Origin of the sequence: Spirosoma panaciterrae DSM 21099, assembly GCF_000374025.1 — a bacterium.
In the GTDB taxonomy this organism is placed as follows: Bacteria; Bacteroidota; Bacteroidia; order Cytophagales; family Spirosomataceae; genus Spirosoma; species Spirosoma panaciterrae.
Map to the genome: position 1 here is coordinate 1 of NZ_KB893189.1, position 22,103 is coordinate 22,103.

A 22,103-nucleotide genomic window follows, 5' to 3' on the forward strand; every position below is an offset into this window, starting at 1 on the left:
TCCACTGGTCAAAATAATAGTATACGGCTTGCCAGTGCGGAAAGCTAGGCGGCAGGTTTCGCCATTGACAGCCGGTGCGTAACATCCAGAAGATGGCATCCATGACGGCACGTAATTGGTGTTTACGCTTGCGTTGAAGGTTAAAAAAAGGCGAAATTGCTGCCCACTGGTAGTCGGTCAGTGGTTGCCACTGCTTAGTCATTACTTTGTTTCTTGGTCGATACAAAGTTGACTCGACTACCAGTCCTTATCAATTCCCCAACAAGCTCTAATAATACGGTGACAAATGGAACAGGTGGTGCTATTGATGTACAATTTGCAAGCATGAATTTTAATAATTGTATTTTTTCTAATAACAACGCCACCTATGGAGGAGTTTTACACAGTTCACCTATAGCAAATACGAAACAAGATTTTGTTAATTGCACATTTATCAGCAACACAGCGAAGCAATCAGGCGGGGTTTTCAGTAATTATTCGGGTTATGTACTCAGTTCAAATGATGTAGGAATCTGGGCAAATTTTTCGGAAAATAAGATCAATTTAAAAAACTGTTTAATCTGGCAAAATGTGGCTCCAGATGAGCCCGTTTTTAAATCTCAAATCTATTCCAACTTTACTCCGCCACAAGTCGATTTTTCAACTACGTACTCACTTATCCAGAACGGCTACCCAGGCACTGGCAATCTCAACACAGATCCACTTTTTGTTGACCCAGCCCTTGGCAACTTTAGATTGCAACCCACAAGTCCGGCCGTTAATACGGGTAGCCCCGATATAACTGACTTGTTGCCGACCGATATTACGGGCAATCCACGGATTCAGGGTAATCGGGTCGATATGGGTGCGTTTGAGTTTATAGGATGCACCGTCTGTCTGCCCCTAAGCATCAGTAAAACTCGCTGATTCTAAGGGTAGAATAAGCGAAAGCGAATGGGGTTCATCTTCTGACAATAATCCGGTTCTTATTCCAATAGCCTGTCTCGGGCACTAATTATTCACCGAATTAGTACGAATTCCTACCGTTAAGTCATTTCGCAGCTAAACCCTAGGAAAACCAAAGCCCTATTGATTGATTTGCAGATAGTTATACACTCAATTAAATATATAGCTATCTGACTTCTCCTGGTTGGTGCAGGTATTCATATGTATTGGGTTGTTGCGCTCCTGCGTACTAGAAGTTAAGTCTCTTCTCTAAAACCAATGCCTTATGAAACTGTCTGCGCTTATTGTATTGCTTGCATTAACCACCCAGGCCTTTGGTCAATCTAAAACGGCTAGTCGTACCATGGCTCATTCTGGCGAAACCGTTTGGGTATGCCTCGACCCGATCAAGAAGGACAAACGTGCCCAATATGAGCGCTTTCTGCACGAAATTTTCTGGCCCGGCGCATCAAAACTCAGCCCTGCTGAGCAAAAAGTATTTCAGCAAACACGTATTCTACACCCCACTAAAGCCGAATCAGACGGCAGCTATGCCTACTTTTTCGTGATGGACCCCGTTCTTAAAGGGGGCGATTATGACATTCCAAGCTTACTTACTAAAATGTATGGCAAGGCAAAAGCCACCGAATATGCTAAGTTATACGATACGGCTCATGCCCGCCCGCAAGTGTGTTACGTGACCACGCAATCGAAGGACTAGGTGAAAAACAACTAATCTTCCAAACGGCGTAGGATACAGCCTTAGCCCCTGCGATTAACCTAAATGAAGGCCTATGAAGGTGGAAAGGTGTATTTATCAGAAAAAAGAATCTGAGGTTTTTCCCTATTTGCCTGTTAAATACGTGAACAGGACCATCTACGTTGATATGGTAGGGAGAAGCGTATAACGAACCGTTATTTTTTGCTTTCTTTACGGCATGACCAGACTGAAAGCAGCCATCATTGGCGGAGGCAATATTGCCGACAAGAATCATATTCCAGCCCTTAAACACCTATCCGACCAGGTCGATCTGGTTGCCATTTGCAGTCGCGACCTCAGTAAAGCCCGTGCTTTAGCCGATTTGCATGACGTCCCACACGCTTTTGACCAAACGGCCGAATTATACAGACAATGCGCTCCCGATGTGGTAATTATCTGTACGCCAAACTATCTCCACTATCTCCAAACGATTGAGGCACTGGAACAGGGTTGCCATGTCTTTTGTGAAAAGCCCCCCGCTCTGAATGCCCAAAATGCCCGGGAGATGGCCGATCTGGCCCATCACAAAGGACGTGTACTAGCCTACAATTTTCAGCTTCGGCAAGCCAGTGAATATGCACTCCTTATGCGTTGCAAGGCCGATGGACTTTTGGGGGACATCTATCATATTAAAGCCTCTTTTGTGCGTCGTCGGGGCATTCCAGGCTGGGGCTATTTTACCAACAAAGCCATGCAGGGTGGTGGGGCATTAATGGACCTGGGCGTGCATGTGCTGGACCTGGCTCTTCATACCTTAGGCTACCCATCGCCCGATCAGGTCTTGGGTAATACGTACGATTTTATTGGGAAAGCGGGCGGTAAAGGGTTGCTGGGTCAGTGGAATCCCGATGCATTCGAGGTTGAAGATGGGGCTACTGCGTATCTGACGTTTCCGAATAAAGCGTCGATTATGCTCTCCGCATCATTTGCTCTGAACATGGAAGCCGAAAAAGAGCGGAACCTGGAGGTATTTGGCTCCAGGGGTGGCGCAAAGCTCTTCCCATTTTCGCTGCATACTGAGCTGGCGGGCGAACTGGCCGATATTCATTTTCCTTTTCTGGAAGACATCGACATTCAACTCAAAAATACCAGCGCTTTTCTGGATGCCTGTGCGGGTAAACCATCCAACGTGTGCACAGCCGAGCAGGGCGCTATTTTACAGGAAATCGTTGAGCGAATTTACCAGTCGGCAGAACGATAAATTCATTTTACCTCTACTATCACAGCATGTTAGATCTGATTATCGACGCTCGTCCGGCTTCTTTGGGTAATGGATTCTCGGTTCGGCGTATACTCCCCTACCGACTTCGTCGAATGCTGGGCCCGTTTATTTTCATGGATCATGGTGGGCCGGTCAATTTTACGGCAGAGCAGGCTCCCCGCATGGATGTACTCCCCCATCCTCACATTGGCCTGTCGACCGTGAGTTACCTGTTCGATGGGCAGGTTACTCACCGGGATAGCCTGGGGGTCGAGCAGATCATCCGTCCTGGCGAAGTCAACTGGATGACGGCCGGACGTGGAATCGCCCATTCGGAACGCTTTGAAGATCCGGCCACGTTAGCGGGCGGACAATTGGAAATGATTCAGACCTGGGTGGCGTTACCCGATGCCCACGAGGAGGACACCCCTAGTTTCGAAAATTATCAACCCCACGAACTCCCTGTTTTTACCGATAAAGGGGTCTGGTTACGACTGATTGCGGGTAATGCGTTTGGCCTGTCTAATCATGTAACCACCCATTCTCCGTTGTTTTATGCCCACGTTGTCTTACAGCCGGGCACCCGATTTGGTATGCCCGTTGGGTATCCCGAACGGGGTGCCTATGTAGCCAAAGGTACGGTAGATATTAACGGCCATCGTTATGGAGCGGGTCAGTTGCTGGTCTTTACACCCGGTATCGACCCTGTTCTGACGGCCCTTGAACCTACCACGATCATGCTACTGGGGGGCGAACCTCTAGGCGAGCGATTTATCTGGTGGAATTTTGTATCCTCCCGCAAAGATCGGATCGAACAGGCGAAAGCCGACTGGGAGGCTGGCCGGATCGCTTTACCTCCCAACGACAACAAAGAATTTATTCCACTTCCCCAGGACCAGTCCAAACCGGCAGGCTCAGGCACACCCCCTCCTCAGCCTTTGTCGTAAGCTTACCGTTTGCTACGGTGCTTTAATCGTTTTTCCAGCCGAATGACATGCAGGGTCAGCTCTTCCACTTTTTGCAACAACAGGGCGTTCATCTGTACCAAATCGACTCCTTCTTTTTGTACGGTTTCGGCGCTCGGCATATCCGGCAAATGGCCGTGCTGCCGGATGTACCGTTCGGTCTGGGTTAATGACCGCAGTTGGTAATTCCGCGTAAACACCCGGTCGGCCCACTGATCGGGCGAGTTAATTTGCAGTCTTGGGCGGCCCAGAACAACCTCACCTATTGCATTGACGGTCAGGAATTTGCTGGTCGATACCACAGGCTGACTTTGTTCGGTAAGGGTCTCCAGCCGTAAACCCGATTCGCCAGCGTTTTCTCCGACGACATGAAGCCGCGTCGTAGGGGAAGATGTTCCTACGCCCACATTGGCACGATTGCCCAACACAAGTGCGTTGCTGATACCTACCCGGGCCCCATAACCGATGGCCGTTGCATTAAACAGGGGCTCGCTGCTAGCCAGTACATCGGCCTCGGTGCCTAAAAACGTATTTCCCCGCCCCCGGTCGTTATGTCCCGTATTGTAACCCAGAAACACATTATTGTCGGAGTTGAACGTAGCAGGGCCGGCTCCCCGACCTACAATGGTGTTGTTACTCCCCGTCTGATTACCGCCCCCTGTACAGGCTCCCACAAACACATTGTTTAACCCCGACGTATTGGCTAATCCAGCGCACGACCCAATAAAGGTATTCCCATCGGATGTGGTGCCAAACCCGGCCTGATTTCCAACAAATGTATTTGAAGAGGCTGTGAGGCTGGCATAGCCTGAAGCGGTTCCTACAAAGGTATTCTGGTTGCCACTCGTGGCGACAAACCCAGACGCCGACCCCACAAACGTATTGCCTCCTCCTGAAACTGTACCCGAGCCTGCATCGTAGCCAACAAAGGTGTTGTTGGTAGCGGAAAGTGAAAGGGCGGCTCCGGCATTACCGGAACCGACTACGGTGTTGAATTGCCCGGTCGCCGAACCACTTTGCACTGGAGCATTCAGAATCACCGTAGTTTGGGCATAAACAGCTCCAGCAAAGAGGCAATTAGCCAGCAAAGTGTAGAAAAAGTATTTCATAGTTTTGATGCGTTTCTACTGGAAATCATTCGATTAAGCATGTAAAGTCATTGCGTCTGACCGCTTTTTCGGGAGTTGAACCGATTTGGTCAGGGAGGTTTTTTGTGTGCTGGCCCGCAGTAGGCTCACGGCCAGCAGCAAACAACACATCACCGGAAACCAGTTAGGGTATTTTGTAAAAAACGTCAGTTTCGTATTCGTAATAAGGGTAATAGTCCCCGTCACTTCCTTTTGGCGGGGCAACAAGGAAACGACCTGTCCGTAGGGGTTTATATAGCCTGAATAGCCTTGGTTTGAGCAACGGGCAACGCTCCGGCGATTCTCAATAGCCCGCAACTGCGTAAAGGCTAACAGCATTCGTGGGCCAGGGCTATCAAAAAACCACCCATCGTTCATACTAAAAACCAGGAATTCGCTCAGGCCCTGTCCAGTATCCGTCGGGTTGCTTCCCTCCCGAACCAGGCCAGCGATGGTCGACGGATATAACTGTTCCCAGCATATAGCCATGGCCACACTACGTGGATTGTGCTTCCGATCGTGAAATTGAAAGACATACGGGGCATCCCCCAGGAGTATGGATGATTTGTCGGGCCGAACCCACTTACTCGCCCAGTTCAGCAGGGTCGGCAACCGCTCTCCGAATGCCAGACTCTTTTGCTTCCGATACACCTTCAGGTCGTTTGGGGTAAGGTGCAGCGGAGTGTATACACGGCTAAGCTCGGGGGTAAACACGAAGGCTTCGTTATAATAGTGGGTACTGTCGACCGGGGTCATCAGGCCTGTCGCAAAGGGCACATTATAAAAAGCTACGTATTGGCGCATACCTGCAAACAAAGACGAATCGCGCAGCAGCGGTAAAGGGAAGGCCCCTTCTGGAGCAACCACCAGGTCGGGCTGTTTTTCAATAGCCTTTGTTCCCAGACGAATAAGCCGCTGTATCTTTTCTCGATAGTTGCTCGATTTCACCGGAGCGTAGGAATCCTCGTTGGTTTGTACTAAACCGACTCGTACTGTACCGGGGTGTAGATCCATAACCATCGTCGGCTGCCAGAACACCAGAATGCTATAGAGAGCGGGAACAGTCAGCCAGGCTATTCCCCCCCATATCACCCGCCTGATACTGGAACGAAGGGATAAGTCGGGCGAGCGGTCAAGGATCAGGGCAAGGAGCCCATTCATGCCGATTAGCCAGGCCAATAGTCCCCACTGTCCGGTCAGATCGACAAACTGGTTGAGGAACAATAGCCGGGCCTGGGTGTATACGGGGTTTCCGACAGCCAGATTGACATCACTGATGTTCAGCCAGGCCCACTCCCAGATGGTCCAGGTCAAAGGCAACAGCAGCAGAGCTTTGCGCCACCCCAAATGCCGTTGCAAGGGAAAGTGAACGGCTATGGGTACCCACACAAACAAACTTTGGGTCAGGATGACTGTGGGAATGGCCCAGATCGATACGTAACTGAGCCACCAGCACACCAACGGAGGAATCAGCACAAACAAAGGCAGCGTGACCCGAACATGCTCACCAAACGAACGCACCGATCGTAGGCGCAATAGTACCGGCACCAGAGCAAACCAGGCCAGCCAGCCCGTTTCGAAGGCAAAGTTAGGCCAGGCTAGACCGTAGAGCAGACCCGAGATGAGCCAGGCTGGCAATCGATTGAGCCAGCTCATCGGGGACAATTGCAACTATTGCTAAACGAAGGCGACAGGCTACGGGTGCTTACAATGGCCGAGTAGGCGACCTGGCTCAGCTCCGCACTTTTTTTCGAGGGGTTGTAGTTGGCATAATTGGCGACGAACCAGTACCCTTCTTTCGTCACCCAGCCTACTTTCTGATCCGTTTCCGTGTCGATCAGATTATCCTCCGAAGGGGTAGCTCCCCCCGATGTATCGTAGGTGTGCAGACCCGACCGAATCGTGTATCGCAGAGCCTGAAACGAACCCGTTGGGGTGTTCAGTGTACCGAATCCATCAAAAGTCACGGTATCTGCCTGAATGGTTTGCAGCTCGTCGTCCGGGCTATCAAAGAGCGTCGTGCTGGTAAAGTTGTCACCCAGCTTAGCAGGTAATTGCGTCATGATCGACCCAGACGAGACCGACTCATAATCGCTGCCCACCTTACGGTCCACCGCATAGCCCAGGAAATTGACGGCCGAACCACTAATCTGGTATTGGCGATACCCAATATTGGCGCGGTTGTCAGCTACATATTTGGTAGCATTGGTAACCCCGGATATACGCAGATTGGCGGGAATGCTGCCGGGCGCCACAAAATCCCGTCGGCTGACCTGATCGAGTTGATAGGTCAGATCAGCGGGCAACGTCCAGGTCTGGGCATTGGTCAGATCGGCCTTACCGATCACCATGTTCAGGGTACTTTCCGCATTTGAGCCGCCGTATGTGAGCAGGGTGTTGCCTGGCTGGGCGAAGGTATTGAAATCGGTCGCTGAGAGCTGAATGGCCCCGGCTGCGCCCAGTTTTGCCCGCCAACGAGCTTCCGTATTGGATACGATATTAGCAAAGGCCAGATCATTGGCAAGATTGGTCTGTGAACTGGCCAACAGCATTTCACCCTCTGGACGATTTCGCCAGTTAGGGAACAGATTATAGGCCTGAGATGTGTTATATCGGCTAGCTGCCCCTGTCGTTGTACAATAAGGGTTACTTGCTCCGGCCTCATAAAAAACGGCCAACGTAAGGAGAAGAAGGAGAAAGGAGCGCATAGTTAAGGCGGCTAGTAGACAGTACGTTTAAAGAAGTAAAATGGCTATTGGCAGCCGCTATATTCGTAGGTGGTTGTTCCCGAACTATTGGTCAACCCCGTGGTTGTATATGTCCGCAGAGTCATTATTCCGCTCTGATTAGCCGTCCGCTGATAAACATAATCATACGTTTTGGTTAGTGTACCCGTGTAATTACCCGCAGCGTCGTAGGCCGAATAAATTTCTACATGATTGGGTGACGTGTTAGGCTGCTTATAGGGGCCAGCGAATTGCAGGTTTTCCATAACTGTTGATGTATATGGATTGATGTACTGATTTTTGAATTTGGTGATGTGCGAGCGTATTGCCACAAAATTGCTGTAGACCGTTCGGTATACTACCCGCCCCTGGGCATCTTTTAAGTCTATGTTAGTGCAGTTATTCTGGCTATCGTAGGTAAACGTTGAATTATAGCCCTCGAAGCCGTTGTAGGCTGCTACCGTATTTTGCACCTTTAGATTGCTGACCCGACCCGATGCGTCAAACATAACGGCATATTCACCCAATACCGCCTGGGCGGAAGGGTCCAGCAGTTGAATTTTGGAGAGAGTAGCCCCCGAATACACATAGCGAATGTTCAGGCCGTTCAGGTTCTGACTGGTAATTTTTCCATCGGCATCGAAAACGTTCGTATATAGTTCCGTTTTGGCCCCACTCGAATAAGATTGAATGGAGGTGATTAACCCCCGCGAATCGTAGGCCGGAACATCGTAACTCGTGCTGGAGTAAACGATTTTAGTGAGAACACAGTCATCTGGATTGGTGGACAGATTGGCAGGATCTGGGTCGTTTTTGGATTGGCAGGCTAGTATTCCAAAAAGCAACACCAGCAAATAGGTAGAAATTGATTTCATTACGTTTTAGCGTTTTCTATTCGCCTACTTAGGCTATTTAGTATAGCGCAAACCTAGAGAAACCTACCTCATATACCCCGATAAACAGGGTGGACAAAAAGTGGACAATTTTTAAACCGCTGACAGATAAGAAGGTAGCTCTTCAGTCCCTAATTTTTTGCGCAGTCGATACCGATTCTTTTTAATACTTTCGGCCGAGATTCCCAGCATCCCAGCCATCTGGCCAGCTGAAAAATGCAACCGAATCATACAGGCCATTTTCAGTTCAGTATCGGTTAAGCTAGGCACTTGCTGCCGAAGACGATCAATAAACTGGGGGTGCAATTGTTCAAATTTGATACGGAACTCATCCCAGTGCGCATCTGTAAGCATTCGGGCTCGATTTAGCTGCTCAACCAGTTCGTCGCTATCCTCGGTTTCCTTCCGTCTAAACTGCTCGAGTTCATTTTTTATCTGATCGATAAAGGCGTTTTTCTCAACTACCGAATCCGCAATAAATGTTAATTGCTCGGTAGCGCTTTGTAATTGCAGGGTAGTCATTTTCTCCCGAGCCTCCAGTAATTGATTCCGATTGCTTAGCTGTTTTCGCTGGAGATAGATCACAACAACAATTAGCGCCAGAACACAGATACCACCCACAAACAACCAACGCTGATACGATAAGTCCTGCTCCAACCGAGCTTTGATTTGTTCATTTTCCTTCGTCTTATACCGAACCTCTAACTCTCCTACTTTTTGCCGACTAGCCTGATTGGCCAGAGACGTGTCCAGCGAAAAATAGGTTTGCTGGTAGTGATAAGCCGCTTTGTAGTTATGCTGTTTTTCGGCCCACCGCATACGAATAAGTGCCATCTCCCGGTCATAGAATAAGGAGCCCAGGGCAGGTAACAGCCGTTCAGCACGTTTAAAATAGCGATCCGCTTCCTCAAAGCGATTCAGCCCGATGAGGGCCGCCCCAATCATGGCCGATGCCCGAAGTATTGGGTCCGGCCGACTTCGCTTTTCTGCCAGTTGGAGCCCTTTTTGAGCAGTTTTTATAGTTTGCAGGTTATCTCCTTTTTCAATGAGAATACTGGCTGTGTTTAGGTAAATCCGGATGAGGTTGTCGGTATCCCGACGGGCGGTAGCTAACTGTAATGCCTGACCAAAATACACGAGCGACGGCTTAAATTGACGGTTTTCTCCCAGACCCATCGCATAGCTTTGTAAAGCCCGACAAATCAGGCTACTATCCCTGGATAGCTGAGCATAATCGAGCGCCGTTTTTCCATACTGAAGTGATTTAGTCAGACTATGCCCAAACTGAAAGATTTGAGCCAGATTGGTATACGCCTGATATAAGTCTTGGTAAGCCTGGTACCGTTTGAATACATCTATTGCAGTAAACGTGAGCTGTGTAGCCTGTCTGGAGTTTCCCTTTTCGCTAAGAAACCAAGCTAATTGCGTCTGCAATTTTGCCCGTTCCAACGGCGTATGCTGCCCTTTCAGTTTTAAGGAATAATAGTTGACCGAGTCTTGCGTTATCGTCTGAGCGAACGTCCTCCCACAAAACATAAACACAATGAGGAATACGAACCATCTAACGTGGATAGTAGAACGAAATGGAAGCACAGCAGGTCAGGAATGGAACACAATCAAGTATAAATGAATACATCAAATTTATTCAATTGATCTTACGCATACAAACTTACTGGTAGGTATAAAATACAGTTATAAAAAACAGGCCAGGTTTTCCAACTGGCCATTTCAAACAACATATTACTGATTATTAGCTCATTAACACCAAAAAACTATACGTATAAATAACCTGTATGTAGATAAAAATACCCTTCAATATCCGAAAATATACTCATGCTGTGGTACTATCTAGTCGAAACCCTCCACCCAAAAAGTACAGCGTTCCCCTGAAAGGCGCTTGCTTTACTTAACTGATTCCAATTGTATGAAGAGTTGTACGTCTGAAAAGAACTCTGGGAGGTACAAAACAAATACCCCTTCATCTCAGACGGAGGGGTATTTGTTTTGTACCGTAATATAAATACGCCTTAAACGGATTGACCAGCCAGTTGCTCTGAATGCAACCACTCCGGCTTTGTAATCTTCACCCGCGCTTTCAACTCGTTGAGCATGGCATATAGCCCGTAGTACGTTCGATTGATGTACAGTCCGTCCCGATTGGCCCGGACAACTTTCGAATTGCGCAGCTCTTCCATTTTCGTCAGATCTTCGGCAAACGCATACACCTGATTAAAATAGGCATCATCGCCAAAGTCGAACCAATCGACAGCGAAAGGCTTACCCAACATTTCGATCATCTGCACAAACAGGTTGGCATAGAATTTCCGTTCAACGGGTGTATCCTGCGGCACCAGAAAGCCCAGGTTCAGAAAGACCTGCTCGGCTACTGGCGGATCAAGCAGTTTATCCGGTCGAAGCAATTGGAAATAGTTATCGTAGAAATAATCGGGAATCACCTTAACACACCCAAAATCAATGACGCCCATTGTGCCATCGGCCCGCATCAGAAAATTGCCCGGATGTGGGTCGGCATGCACCTGCCGAAGCGCATGAATCTGATGGTCATAAAAGTCCCAGAGCGATTGCCCAATACGGTCGCGTACTTCCTGCGATGGGTTAGTAGCCAGAAATTCGCGCAGATGCAGCCCATCAAGCCAGTCCATGGTCAGTATCCGTCGGCTCGATAGCTCAGGATAATAATGCGGAAACACTAACCCATCTATATGGGCGCAGGCGTTTGATATTTCAATGCTCCGACGAAGCTCGAGTTCGTAATCCGTTTCTTCCAGGAGTTTACTTTCTACCTCCTGCATGAAATAGTCAATCTGACGTTCGTCCAGATTTAATAAGCGAACGGCCAGCGGCTTGGCAATTTTCAGATCCGAACTAACCGAATCGGCCACCCCCGGATATTGGATTTTAACGGCCAGTTTTTTGCCATCCTTCCAGGCCTCGTGCACCTGTCCAATACTTGCTGCGTTGATAGCGTTGATATCAAACGAATCGAATAACTGCGCGGGCGATTTACCGAAATAGGTTCGAAACGTCTTTACAACCAATGGACCCGACAAAGGTGGTGCCGAATACTGAGCCATTGTAAATTTATCCGAATACGCTACCGGCAATAAGCCCCGGTCCATGCTCAGCATCTGCGCCATTTTAAGCGCCGACCCTTTTAATTCACTCAGGGCTTCATAAATATCAGCCGCATTGTCCTTGTGCAACTCCTCTCTGGGCAGTTCAGGATCGAGCAGTTTTTTACTGTAATGTTTTATATAATTCCCCCCAACCTTAACCCCCGCCTTGACAAACTGTGTAGCGCGGGCAACTTTAGTGGTAGGAACAGACGTTTGCGTTTTCATGGGCATGGGGTATGGGGCATGGGGTATCGGCAACAGAGAAAGCCCCCTTGCCTTATACCCTCTGCCCCATGCTATTTATTCTGATACATAAACTTGGCCAGATCGAAGAGCGTATCCAGGGGAGAACGTCCAATCAGGTCAAAAGACGTGTTGACGGTTTTTTCGATGGCAGTATCCGTCTTCTCGAAATTTTTACTCACATCACGCACCCAGAAATCAAGCAAATAGAGCGTTTGTCCCCAGAGAGCATCGGGGTAACGATCCGTAATAAACGGACGAGGTTCAACCTCTTTGCTTTCACGGCCTTCGGCCAGCAAATCTCGGGCGTAATCGTAGAATGCGTCTTTAAATGGTTCTAAAACGCGCGATTTCTGACCAGGTTGCCAAGCACCCGGTCCTATGCGCCGGCTAGGATGACGCTCACTCCGCAATCGGCCGAAACTATAGACCACAAAGCTTCGCTGCGACTTCAACAGTTCAATCCAGGTATAGTAGAAGGCCAGCAGTTTTTCCCGAACGGAGTAACTTTGGTAGGTACTGTCTGCTTCCACCGTCGCTTTTGCTTCGTTAAAAAATGTAGTCCAGACATCAGCTTCGATGGCATCGAATGAAGCATATTCCTTGTAAAAGTCAGCTTCGGCAATTTTGAGTTTTTTCACAAACTGGAAAACGGAGGTGGGTTGTTTTCCATGTTCCAGGACGTACTCGGTGTACGCCTTGCGGATTTTTTCGAGCGTTTCCATATACTTCTGCAACGGTCTGTTGTTCAGAAAAGTTTGTCATCTCACGCACAAAAATGCTGGATAAATCATCATTTTCGTTGTAAATTTATCCCGTACTTATCCTCTTGCTCTTCTTCATGAACACACGCTTTTTTTGTCTGCTCCTGGCGCTTTGTACTGGATTCATTTTCTCAACACAAGCTCAATCGTCTTACGAGATTACAACCGATCAACCTGCCCAATTTAATGGGATTGAATATGGGTATGCAATTCGTAACGAAAGCAAAAAAGAAGTCGGCAGTAAAGGGTCGTTTAATCGGTATGAACTAACCGTTTACGTAACGAACAAAAGCGGCTGCACCCGGTTGTTTTTTCCCCGGCAAACCACATTCGGGCTCCAGGATCAGGATTTACTCGCCAATTTCGACTGTGTGAATGCAACAGGTGCTCGCCTGACGTCCAAAACAACTACCGTTCGCGCCCGTCCTTTCTCCGTTCCGTATTCGACCAGCACGAAAAACGCTGAAGGTAAAGTGGTCACCACAACCATTCAGGTTCAGGCTGGGCATATGCTCGAAAATGGGGAGACCGTTTCCAACAATATTATCGTACTGGTTCCAGACGGTGAGCAGCCACAGATGCGGGTTCGGGTTCAGGCCACCGAGACATCGTTAGGTCGGAATTCCTATGCTCGCTAAGTTCGGTTCATGCCGGTAATACATTTTTTGCGAACTTAGCCGTTTTATTTACCTATCGTGTCAATTCCAGTCGTAACTATGAATGTTTCATCCGCCTGTCGTACCCTGTCTTCCATATGCCTTTTTGTCAGCCTATTGACCTGCTTTCAAAGCTTTGGTCAATATGGAGGTTATGGTGGATACGGCGGCTATGGCGGTAGCATGGGCCGTCGGATGGGGGGCAACTTTAGCCAGGACATGACCGCCACCTCGCGGTCGAATATTCCCAATATTGCGGGTGAACTAGCCCAACGGGAAACAAAATGGCTAAAAGAAAATCTGTCGCTCACCAAAGAGCAGTTGAAATCCATCAAGCAACTCAATAATGACTATGGCAATCAGCAGCAATCGGCCATTAAAGATATTATTGGAACCAGTGGTAAACCGACTCCTGAGAGCCGTAAGCAGATTGAAGATATGATGCTTATGCTTAATGAAGAGAAGGAAGACAAACTCAAAGAGATTTTAACCCCCGAGCAATGGACCCAATACCAGTCCAAGAAGCCCGAAATGCAGAAGGCGGTTGGCGGCTGGCGTCCCCCTGCCCCTAAAGGCTCGTCAACCCAATCGGATTCGACGGGTGCTCCAAAGCAATAGTTAAACATCAAAACGCCTTGCGTCTCGCGTTGTCTTTCACCTACGCTTTTACTCCTCCAGATCGGCTATGTAAGCGCCCTGTTGCCGAACCGAAAAACAGGTAATTCCCCGTTGCCGGGCCTCAACTACTAGTTTATCTGTCAGGGGAGTTCGGTTTGAATCATCAAGGATAATATGCCGGGCTACAACACGCCCGTCTAGTTGGCTCCATTCCTGCAGGGCGTTCCGGCGAATGATCAGGTAATCTACCACCGCAGGCAACCGCCAGTACGATTGGCTGGCCAATCGATTCACCAGTAAAATCGTTTTGCCATGCCATACCCACAATGTCCAGGCGCCCGACTGATGAACTCCCGGTATCGATACCATAGACCCATTGGTAGCCCCATTCCGATTTAGATAAGCCGTTTTTGTAGTCAAAACACCCCACTGGCCAAACGTATTTTTTAGGTAAAAATCGTACGAACGCGAATCGGCGCTATCCAGGTCGGTCAGAAGCGTACTTTGTCGGCCACTCGTCAGGCTGATAGCCGTATGATGCGGTAGAAAATGGACGGCCAGTTTCTCCTGATGAGCCTGTTCTTCGATTTCGATAAGCAGTACCCCTGCCAATGCCATTGAAACGATGCAGATTGCCCATATATAGGCTCGATTGCGCGTCAGCCATAAAGAAGCCCCACAAAGAATAAGTACATAGGTCAGTACCATAGCAGCTGGCGACAACCAAAGGCCATCCCACGCGGCTCCCGGCAATTCACTGGTTAGCTGGACCGCTCCATTCAGGATAACGGCTATTTTTTGAAGTAACCATCCGAGGATGCTGTTTACAAAAGGCACCCAACTCAAAGCCAGGCAAAGCATAGCCATCGGCAACAGGATTTCTGACAGGACAATGACAACGGGATTGGCTAGTAGGAAATAGGTCGGAAACTGATGAAAATAGAATACCCCAAGTGGAAATGTAATAAGCTGGGCTACCAGAGCTACAGCCGTTAGTTCCCAAAGTTTATTGGCCCATTTATTCGGAAAGGTGATTGACTGATACAATGGCGAATGCCAGGCTCCTATGCCAGCAACGGCTAAATAAGACAATTGAAACCCAGCTGAGAACAGCGCATAAGGATCAAAACACAGAATAAAAAATGCCGACGCAGCTACTGTATTCGGTAATTGCTGCTGACGCCCCAAAGCGTTGGCCAGTATCACCATCGTAAACATGCCAGCCGAACGCAGCACAGGCGGAGAAAAGCCAGTAACCAAGGCATAAAACCACAATATGGTTAATTGAAAGGCCGCCATCAGTAGCTTTCCTCCTTTACGTTTCGCCAGGAAGCCAAGTAAAAACGTCAATACCTGAAACAGTATACCCACATGCAGCCCCGAAACGGACAGAATGTGAACGGCACCGGCAGCCGAATACGCCTGGTATTGCTCCGTATCCAGATCATCACGAACACCCAGAATCATGGCGTTTACAACCCCAAACTCCGGCCGGGTTTTAATCTGATGCGTCAATACGCTGTCGGCCCATCGGTTGACCCGAGTGGCCAGTTGCATCACCGGGTTCGGTGGATCGACCGATAGAATCTGTCGCTGAAACGGTCGGAGGTATTGCTGGTGACCAATATTTCGGTAGCTCAGGTATCGTTTGTAATTAAATTCGCCAGGATTGAGCGGAGGGTCAATGGGCCGGGGTGGCCCAGACACCACCCACACTTCACCATAAGTTGGCAAGGGCTGACCCGCCTTATCCAGATAGATAATGACACGACCACTCAACGCATGCCACACACCTGCCGAATCGGCTAACTGGTTCTCGTGTTTATTCGTCGAATGACCCGCCCACTTTCCTTTCCGGATTTCCAGTTCAACCCGGTATGTTTTCGCCCGTTCTTCTGGCTGTGCCGAAACCACACCTACATAAGCCTGGAGCGAATCGTTAAGCTGACTGATCGTAGAGGGCCTATTGCTAGACGTATGCTGAAATGTAATCGCCCATCCCAAACCAATCAATATGAGTAATACGCCAACCCCTGGCAGAGTCTGGATAGGTTTAATTCGCGACTTCCTTGTTCGGCCAAATCCCCACAAGTATAAACCCAGGCCCGTAATCCAGGCACCTACTGGTAACCAGAACCAATCAGGAAGCAGCACATACAGGACAATACCGGCGATTAACCCGGCTACATACCGTAGAAAAGGTGGCCCATTCATCGTTTGGGATAGGCAGATGCAGGTAATACCATCTTGTAGTGCTGTATCCCCGCTTCTTCAAACATGGGACCTACAGCTACAAACCCGAATGAGCTATACAGTGGCATTGCCGTAACCTGTGCATGCAGATATATACGCTCGATAGGCTCTGGCTGCTGACTGAACACACTATCGAGCACAGCCTGAACCAACGCTCGGCCCACTCCTTTTCCACGAAATGCTTTTAATACGGCAAATCGCTCCAGCTTAACACCGTTAGATGTCCGTCGCCAGCGGGCCGTACCACAGGGAGTGTCCCCATCGACAGCCAGAAAATGTAAACTACTATCTTCAAATTCATCAAACTCTTCTTCCGGCGAAACCTGTTGTTCATCAATAAACACGTCCCGGCGAATAGCAAAGGCTTTTTCAAGATCAGCAGGACTCGAAATGGGTAGAACCGTGATCATAGCAAGTGGATTTTTTACGAGATTCGGTTTACGGAAAACCGCAAATGAGCGTCATTGAACAACAAAACGTTTACTAACCGTTTCGCTATCCGTTTTGACCCGAACAATATACATACCTTTTGCCAATCCTGTTACGGGTAGTGTCAACCTTGTACTGGATGAATTGGTATAACTGGCCGTACGTACCTGACGACCTGTACCGTCGAACACATCGACCTGAAATGATTGAGCCCCCTTGAGTAAGACATCCATCAAGGGAATATCTGTTGGCAGATCGCTCTGATACGGATTGGGATACACCTTCACCGTCAGTTGTTCCGACTCTGATAAGGGCGTCGTTATGGAAGCCAGTTTTACTACCTTCGCCCGACGAGGGCTTAAGGCCAGAACTGCCCGCATACGTCCTACCTGCCCAGCAGTGAACATGTTCATGCAGGCGTCGGGCGAATACATCATATAATTTTCAACCAGATCGCGGGTTTGTTTGCCAGCCACACAGGTCGAATAGGTCTGTTTGCAGGATGTAGGCGAAGCTGACCGATCTTCGGTTAATGGAGTATCGGCAACATAATCTTCATTACAACCATTGCCATCCCCCCAGGGATGAATAAGTCCAAGCCAATGCCCGATTTCGTGCGAAACGGTTCGCCCCAGCATATAATACATCCGATTTACAGTACCAATTTGTCGGCCAAAGGTCTGATAATCGATCCGCACTCCATCCGTATTTACATTCAAATTTGCCTGCAATCCTTTTAACGTATCTGCCGCTGTTGGAAACTGTCCATAACCGATATAATCTCCCTGATAATCAGCCACCCAGATATTTAAATACTGATCACTAGGCCAATAAGCGATTTGTGACAGGAGAACATCGTCAGTTTCAATATCGAAGGTCGCCTTTGCCGGATAATAGTGTCGAGTAATACCATTGGTAGGATTCCCATTCGGGTCGAGCGTTGCCAGAAAAAACTCAATTCGTGCGTCGGCTCCTATCGAGCTGGTGTTGTACCCATTCGTACCCGCCTTCCGTCGGTAATCTTCGTTCAGAACCTGAATTTGTGAAAGGATTTGCGCATCCGAAATATTAACATTATTAGTACCCCCAATAGCCCCGGAAGCCGTATTGTGCACGACATGAACAACGATCGGAATTCGATACACCGTTGTATCGGCAGCGGTAGTCCGTAACGATTTCTGTTCGTTCTGCCTTTGCTCAATACGTCTGTTAAGCTCCTGAATCAGTTGCAGACGGCCGGGGTCACGTTGTTGCAAAAGTCGTTCCTGATTGACAACGGCACAACGCTTAATGGTTGAGTCGGAAGGTGTTTGTGCGCCAGCAAGTGGTGAAATCAATAAAACAAGCGAACCGATGAGCCAGGCCCAAACGGTTCGCTTGCTAAGTGTCAGGCGATTAGTGCCCTGCTTTATCATATGCGTTAATAATTTCTCGAACGAGCTTATGACGGACCACATCGCGACCATCCAGCTCTACGAAGGCAATTCCTTTGATATTTTTCAGAATATCAACCGATTCGACCAAGCCTGACTTTTGCCGATTGGGCAAGTCAATCTGCGATCGGTCGCCCGTAATGATGGCTTTCGATGTGGGACCCATCCGGGTCAAAAACATTTTCATCTGCATCGATGTCGTATTTTGCGCTTCATCAAGCAGAATAAATGCATTATTCAACGTCCGGCCACGCATGTAGGCCAGGGGAGCAATCTCAATGATCCGGTTTTCCGTATAAAACTTCAGCTTTTCGGCCGGAATCATATCATCGAGTGCATCGTAAATTGGCCGCAGATACGGGTCGATTTTCTCCTTCAGATCGCCCGGCAAAAAGCCAAGGTTCTCCCCGGCTTCCACTGCCGGACGGGTGATAATAATTTTCTTGACTTCTTTATTCTTCAGAGCTCGCACCGCAATAGCAACAGCCGTATAGGTTTTACCTGTACCAGCAGGCCCGATAGCAAAGACAAGATCATGTTTCTCGGCAGCCTCCACCAAACGCTTCTGGTTATCGGTTCGAGCCCGTACCACTACACCCCGATTCCCATATACCAGAACCTCATCGTCGTCGGGTAAGCTCGGTGGTGTCAATAAGCCTCCATTGACTGGCTGACCACTATGACTGATATAATTCTGCACGTTTTCGTGAGTAATTTTGCCGTATTTCTGGTAATGCTCCAGCAGTGAGTCCAGAATGTCACTGATCCGGCTTATCTCAGGGGTTGTTCCCTTTATACGGATTTCGTTACCCCGCGAGATAATTTTGCTCATAGGAAAGGCAGCCGCCACTTCCTTGATGTTGTTGTTCTCGACACCCAAAAAATCGATGAGTGATATATTGTCGAGGGTGATGACTTTTTCGACCAAACGATGAATAGGTTTAATGTGTGATTCCGAAAAGTAAGCGATTTCTTTACTTGTACAACGCATTTTCTCAAAAATTTATTCGCTCGCCCACTTTTCTTATTCAAGTCGATAGGTTGGTATAAAACCCCTATTATTTAGGAATAAATACGTATCTTTCTGACGCACAGCCTACAGTTTATCGTTGCTACTATGTACGCCAAATCCACTCCCTACCGTTGCTTAAAAACTCTATTTTTTTTCCACGCCTTAGTTTCAACATTACCAGAATGTTACGAACGTTTTGCCCCAATGAAGTATATACGTTGAGTCCGATGGAATTTGCCTTATGAAGCGTTAATTTCGTAAACTTGCGGTGAGACAATGGAGAACAACGCACGCCCGAACCAACACCTTCGTAAACCTTCAGCCTTTGCCGGAGGCCGCCAGCAGGCAGGTAATCACTGGCTTGACACGGGGCTTGGAAAATTACCACCACAAGCTCTCGATCTTGAAGAAGCCGTTCTGGGGGCGTTAATGATCGAAAAAGATGCTTTGTCATCTGTTGTTGACATTCTTAAACCCGAAACATTTTACAAAGAAGCGCACCAACGGATTTACAATGCTATCCTGACGCTTTTTGGCAATTCCGACCCGATCGATTTGTTAACGGTTACGCAACAATTGCGTAAAACGGGTGAAATTGAGATGGTTGGTGGTGCCGGGTACGTATCTGAACTTACCTTTCGGGTCAACTCAGCCGCCAATATTGAATACCATGCCCGGATTGTATCGGAGCAGGCGCTCAAGCGGGCGCTGATTGCTATGTCGTCCACGATCCTGCGGGACGCCTACGAAGATACTACCGACGTTTTTGAGCTTCTGGACCGTACCGAGCAATCGCTCTTCAAGATTTCGGAATCGAACATCAAGAAGAACTACGCAGACATGAGCACCATTGTCAGGATGGCGCTCAATGAGCTGGAAACGAAAAAAAACCAGGAGGGCTTAACGGGGGTTCCTTCAGGATTTACGCAACTGGATCGGGTCACATCTGGCTGGCAACCTACCGAACTCATTATCCTGGCGGCCAGGCCAGCGATGGGTAAATGTCTGGGTAAAGGCACAAAAGTCGTCATGTTCGATGGCTCATTGCGAAATGTAGAAGATGTGCGGGATGGTGACCTGCTCATGGGCGATGACTCCACGCCACGCCGTGTACTCAGCATTGCGCGAGGTCAGGAACGCATGTATTGGGTCCACCAAAACAAGGGAATTAGCTATCGGGTCAACGAAAGCCATATCCTATCCCTGAAGCGTAGCCGTACTGAAGGGCCCTATAAAAAAGGCGATGTTCTGAACATCACGGTGCGGGATTACCTGACGAAGTCAGCAAAGTTTAAAACGAACTACAAAGGGTATAAAGTTGCTATCCATTTCCCCGAACAGGCCGTTCCTCTCGATCCGTATTTCGTAGGGCTATGGTTAGGGGATGGCCACTCGTATAGTTCCCGAATAACAAATATTGACACAGAAGTTGTTGATTATCTGAAAGATTATGCAGAGGAATTAAATCTGACATTCTCAACCTACCAACAGGTCGGCAAAGCCCCCAGTCATGCCATAACAACCGGGCAACGAGGAGCCAAGGTACCATTTAATGTACAGGAGCAGTTACGCGGCCTATCCGTTATTGAGAATAAGCACATTCCACGTTCTTACCTTATTAATTCGACTGAGAATCGGCTAAAATTGCTTGCAGGTCTGATTGATAGCGATGGCCATTATCAGGAAGCCTTCAATTGCTACGAGATCACCCAGAAGAACAAGGCCCTGGCCGAACAACTGAAATACCTTTGCGATACACTGGGTTTCCGTTGTTCATTAAAGGAAAAGCAGGCCAGTATCTCTTCCCGAAGCTATATATCAACCGTTTATCGATTACGGATCTTTGGCAATCTGGATACAATACCCGTTCGAATCGAGCGGAAAAAGGCGCGCCCGCTGAAAGCAAAGGCCGACTGGCGTGTTACCGGAATTCAAGTCGAATACGATAAAGTCGATGATTACTATGGATTCTCTATTGATGGCAATCGGTTATTCCTGCTGGAAGACATGACCGTCACCCACAATACGGCTTTCGTAGTTTCGGCTCTTCGTAACGCTGCGGTAGACCACGGTAAGCCTGTAGCGATATTTTCGCTGGAGATGTCGTCGGTACAGTTGGTAAACCGACTTATTTCGGCCGAAGCGGAGATTGATTCAGAAAAAATTCGGAAAGGGACGCTGGCTCCACACGAGTGGACTCAGTTGCATCATAAAATTCAACGGCTTACCGAAGCCCCCATCTTTATCGATGATACCCCTGCCCTATCCATTCTGGAACTCCGGGCCAAGTGTCGTCGATTGAAAGCCCAACATGACATTCAGATGGTGGTTATCGACTACCTCCAGCTTATGTCGGGCGATACATCGGGCCGGGCCGGTGGAAACCGTGAACAGGAAATTGCCTCGATCTCAAGGGCGCTGAAAAATCTGGCGAAAGAACTTAACGTTCCGGTCATTGCCCTTTCGCAGTTGAGCCGGGCTGTCGAAACACGGGGGGGCGATAAAAAACCCCAACTCTCCGACCTTCGTGAATCGGGATCTATTGAGCAGGATGCCGACATGGTCTGTTTCTTATACCGCCCTGAATACTACAACATTACGCAGGATGAAAACGGTAATTCGACTGCTGGTATTGGTGAAGTGATCATTGCTAAAAACCGGAGTGGCTCGCTCGATACCATTCAGCTTCGGTTTATCAATAAGTTTACGAAATTTTGTGATCTCGATTCGTATTTCGAACCTGTTCAGGCACAAGGCTTTGGCGCAAACGTTAATGGATTAAGCAGTTTCGATGCTCCTCCATCGGCAGGCAGTGTGTTCAAGAGCAAAGCGAACGACATGTCGAACTTTGGAAACGCCGATCCTAGTCAGGAAACACCATTCTGATAGTTCCCATTTCTATTCGCTATTTTTGCCAGGGTTCACCGACTTCAACTGAAGTCATTATTACTCCATTCACTCG

General features: G+C 48.4%; 19 protein-coding genes. 7 read left to right on the forward strand and 12 right to left on the reverse strand.

The window, feature by feature from the left end:
• A partial coding sequence (locus tag B153_RS0118365) for a transposase (RefSeq protein WP_020598204.1) occupies positions 1 to 202 on the reverse strand: 202 nt, incomplete at its 3' end.
• Positions 203 to 279: 77 nt separating this feature from the next.
• Between B153_RS0118365 and B153_RS0118370 the strand changes: the two genes are divergently transcribed.
• The 4 genes from B153_RS0118370 (at position 280) to B153_RS0118385 (ending at position 3,832) form a co-directional block, all read left to right on the forward strand.
• Positions 280 to 906 (forward strand): choice-of-anchor Q domain-containing protein, encoded by a 627-nt coding sequence (locus tag B153_RS0118370; protein WP_020598205.1) that lies wholly within the window; start codon positions 280 to 282, stop codon positions 904 to 906.
• A 304-nt stretch (positions 907 to 1,210) separates the two neighbouring features.
• The gene (locus B153_RS0118375; protein ID WP_020598206.1) at positions 1,211 to 1,645 is read left to right on the forward strand and encodes a hypothetical protein; all 435 of its coding nucleotides are present in this window, start codon (positions 1,211 to 1,213) and stop codon (positions 1,643 to 1,645) included.
• A gap of 217 nt (positions 1,646 to 1,862) precedes the next feature.
• The gene (locus B153_RS0118380; protein WP_020598207.1) at positions 1,863 to 2,885 is read left to right on the forward strand and encodes a Gfo/Idh/MocA family protein; all 1,023 of its coding nucleotides are present in this window, start codon (positions 1,863 to 1,865) and stop codon (positions 2,883 to 2,885) included.
• Positions 2,886 to 2,911: 26 nt separating this feature from the next.
• A complete protein-coding gene (locus B153_RS0118385) occupies positions 2,912 to 3,832 on the forward strand; it encodes a pirin family protein (protein WP_020598208.1) in 921 nt (306 codons plus the stop codon).
• Positions 3,833 to 3,834: 2 nt separating this feature from the next.
• Here B153_RS0118385 and B153_RS35430 read toward each other — a convergent pair whose 3' ends face one another.
• The 7 genes from B153_RS35430 to B153_RS0118420 form a co-directional block, all read right to left on the reverse strand.
• Positions 3,835 to 4,959 carry an autotransporter outer membrane beta-barrel domain-containing protein gene (locus B153_RS35430; RefSeq protein WP_020598209.1) on the reverse strand — a complete coding sequence of 375 codons (1,125 nt, stop codon included), beginning with the start codon at positions 4,957 to 4,959 and terminating at the stop codon, positions 3,835 to 3,837.
• A 33-nt stretch (positions 4,960 to 4,992) separates the two neighbouring features.
• On the reverse strand, positions 4,993 to 6,633 hold the full coding sequence (lnt, locus tag B153_RS0118395) for an apolipoprotein N-acyltransferase (RefSeq protein WP_020598210.1): 1,641 nt from the start codon (positions 6,631 to 6,633) through the stop codon (positions 4,993 to 4,995).
• Entirely contained in the window at positions 6,630 to 7,685 is a 1,056-nt protein-coding gene (locus B153_RS0118400) for a hypothetical protein (RefSeq protein ID WP_157634744.1), read from the reverse strand. Before B153_RS0118400 ends, lnt begins: the two co-directional genes overlap by 4 nt.
• 44 nt (positions 7,686 to 7,729) lie before the next feature.
• Positions 7,730 to 8,578, reverse strand: coding sequence for a hypothetical protein (locus B153_RS0118405; RefSeq protein ID WP_020598212.1), 849 nt, complete (start codon positions 8,576 to 8,578; stop codon positions 7,730 to 7,732).
• A gap of 111 nt (positions 8,579 to 8,689) precedes the next feature.
• The gene (locus tag B153_RS0118410) at positions 8,690 to 10,132 is read right to left on the reverse strand and encodes a tetratricopeptide repeat protein (RefSeq protein ID WP_020598213.1); all 1,443 of its coding nucleotides are present in this window, start codon (positions 10,130 to 10,132) and stop codon (positions 8,690 to 8,692) included.
• A 491-nt stretch (positions 10,133 to 10,623) separates the two neighbouring features.
• Positions 10,624 to 11,958: an ABC1 kinase family protein gene (locus tag B153_RS0118415; protein WP_026262252.1), complete on the reverse strand. Its 1,335-nt coding sequence runs from the start codon at positions 11,956 to 11,958 to the stop codon at positions 10,624 to 10,626.
• Positions 11,959 to 12,029: 71 nt separating this feature from the next.
• Positions 12,030 to 12,701: a hypothetical protein gene (locus B153_RS0118420; protein WP_020598215.1), complete on the reverse strand. Its 672-nt coding sequence runs from the start codon at positions 12,699 to 12,701 to the stop codon at positions 12,030 to 12,032.
• Between the two features lie 116 nt (positions 12,702 to 12,817).
• On the opposite strand from B153_RS0118420, the gene B153_RS0118425 reads away from it, so the two are divergent.
• Positions 12,818 to 13,378, forward strand: coding sequence for a hypothetical protein (locus B153_RS0118425; RefSeq protein ID WP_020598216.1), 561 nt, complete (start codon positions 12,818 to 12,820; stop codon positions 13,376 to 13,378).
• Positions 13,379 to 13,456: 78 nt separating this feature from the next.
• Positions 13,457 to 14,014, forward strand: coding sequence for a hypothetical protein (locus B153_RS0118430; protein WP_020598217.1), 558 nt, complete (start codon positions 13,457 to 13,459; stop codon positions 14,012 to 14,014).
• Between the two features lie 48 nt (positions 14,015 to 14,062).
• Here the strand turns inward: B153_RS0118430 and B153_RS0118435 are convergent, their stop codons facing one another.
• Genes B153_RS0118435 through B153_RS0118450 form a run of 4 tightly spaced genes read right to left on the reverse strand, consistent with a single transcriptional unit; the run spans position 14,063 to position 19,057 of the window.
• Positions 14,063 to 16,228, reverse strand: coding sequence for a ComEC/Rec2 family competence protein (locus tag B153_RS0118435; RefSeq protein ID WP_020598218.1), 2,166 nt, complete (start codon positions 16,226 to 16,228; stop codon positions 14,063 to 14,065).
• The gene (locus B153_RS0118440) at positions 16,225 to 16,677 is read right to left on the reverse strand and encodes a GNAT family N-acetyltransferase (RefSeq protein ID WP_020598219.1); all 453 of its coding nucleotides are present in this window, start codon (positions 16,675 to 16,677) and stop codon (positions 16,225 to 16,227) included. Before B153_RS0118440 ends, B153_RS0118435 begins: the two co-directional genes overlap by 4 nt.
• 51 nt (positions 16,678 to 16,728) lie before the next feature.
• Positions 16,729 to 18,111, reverse strand: a complete 1,383-nt coding sequence (locus B153_RS0118445) for a M43 family zinc metalloprotease (protein WP_020598220.1) — start codon at positions 18,109 to 18,111, stop codon at positions 16,729 to 16,731.
• Positions 18,092 to 19,057, reverse strand: a complete 966-nt coding sequence (locus B153_RS0118450) for a PhoH family protein (protein WP_026262253.1) — start codon at positions 19,055 to 19,057, stop codon at positions 18,092 to 18,094. The genes B153_RS0118445 and B153_RS0118450 overlap by 20 nt, the downstream gene beginning before the upstream one ends.
• A gap of 360 nt (positions 19,058 to 19,417) precedes the next feature.
• Here B153_RS0118450 and dnaB point away from each other — a divergent pair, with 360 nt between their 5' ends.
• Positions 19,418 to 22,027 (forward strand): replicative DNA helicase, encoded by a 2,610-nt coding sequence (gene dnaB, locus B153_RS0118455; protein WP_020598222.1) that lies wholly within the window; start codon positions 19,418 to 19,420, stop codon positions 22,025 to 22,027.
• Positions 22,028 to 22,103 lie beyond the last annotated feature (76 nt).

Excerpts from the sequence above, each read along its gene's own strand:
- dnaB (WP_020598222.1), top strand. The coding sequence starts at position 19,418 with ATGGAGAACAACGCACGCCCGAACCAACACCTTCGTAAACCTTCAGCC.
- B153_RS0118430 (WP_020598217.1), top strand. The coding sequence starts at position 13,457 with ATGAATGTTTCATCCGCCTGTCGTACCCTGTCTTCCATATGCCTTTTT.
- B153_RS0118410 (WP_020598213.1), bottom strand. The coding sequence starts at position 10,132 with ATGTTTTGTGGGAGGACGTTCGCTCAGACGATAACGCAAGACTCGGTC.
- B153_RS0118445 (WP_020598220.1), bottom strand. The coding sequence starts at position 18,111 with ATGATAAAGCAGGGCACTAATCGCCTGACACTTAGCAAGCGAACCGTT.
- B153_RS0118385 (WP_020598208.1), top strand. The coding sequence starts at position 2,912 with ATGTTAGATCTGATTATCGACGCTCGTCCGGCTTCTTTGGGTAATGGA.
- lnt (WP_020598210.1), bottom strand. The coding sequence starts at position 6,633 with ATGAGCTGGCTCAATCGATTGCCAGCCTGGCTCATCTCGGGTCTGCTC.
- B153_RS0118420 (WP_020598215.1), bottom strand. The coding sequence starts at position 12,701 with ATGGAAACGCTCGAAAAAATCCGCAAGGCGTACACCGAGTACGTCCTG.
- B153_RS0118380 (WP_020598207.1), top strand. The coding sequence starts at position 1,863 with ATGACCAGACTGAAAGCAGCCATCATTGGCGGAGGCAATATTGCCGAC.
- B153_RS0118405 (WP_020598212.1), bottom strand. The coding sequence starts at position 8,578 with ATGAAATCAATTTCTACCTATTTGCTGGTGTTGCTTTTTGGAATACTA.
- B153_RS0118425 (WP_020598216.1), top strand. The coding sequence starts at position 12,818 with ATGAACACACGCTTTTTTTGTCTGCTCCTGGCGCTTTGTACTGGATTC.
- B153_RS0118440 (WP_020598219.1), bottom strand. The coding sequence starts at position 16,677 with ATGATCACGGTTCTACCCATTTCGAGTCCTGCTGATCTTGAAAAAGCC.
- B153_RS0118400 (WP_157634744.1), bottom strand. The coding sequence starts at position 7,685 with ATGCGCTCCTTTCTCCTTCTTCTCCTTACGTTGGCCGTTTTTTATGAG.
- B153_RS0118415 (WP_026262252.1), bottom strand. The coding sequence starts at position 11,958 with ATGAAAACGCAAACGTCTGTTCCTACCACTAAAGTTGCCCGCGCTACA.
- B153_RS0118435 (WP_020598218.1), bottom strand. The coding sequence starts at position 16,228 with ATGAATGGGCCACCTTTTCTACGGTATGTAGCCGGGTTAATCGCCGGT.
- B153_RS35430 (WP_020598209.1), bottom strand. The coding sequence starts at position 4,959 with ATGAAATACTTTTTCTACACTTTGCTGGCTAATTGCCTCTTTGCTGGA.
- B153_RS0118375 (WP_020598206.1), top strand. The coding sequence starts at position 1,211 with ATGAAACTGTCTGCGCTTATTGTATTGCTTGCATTAACCACCCAGGCC.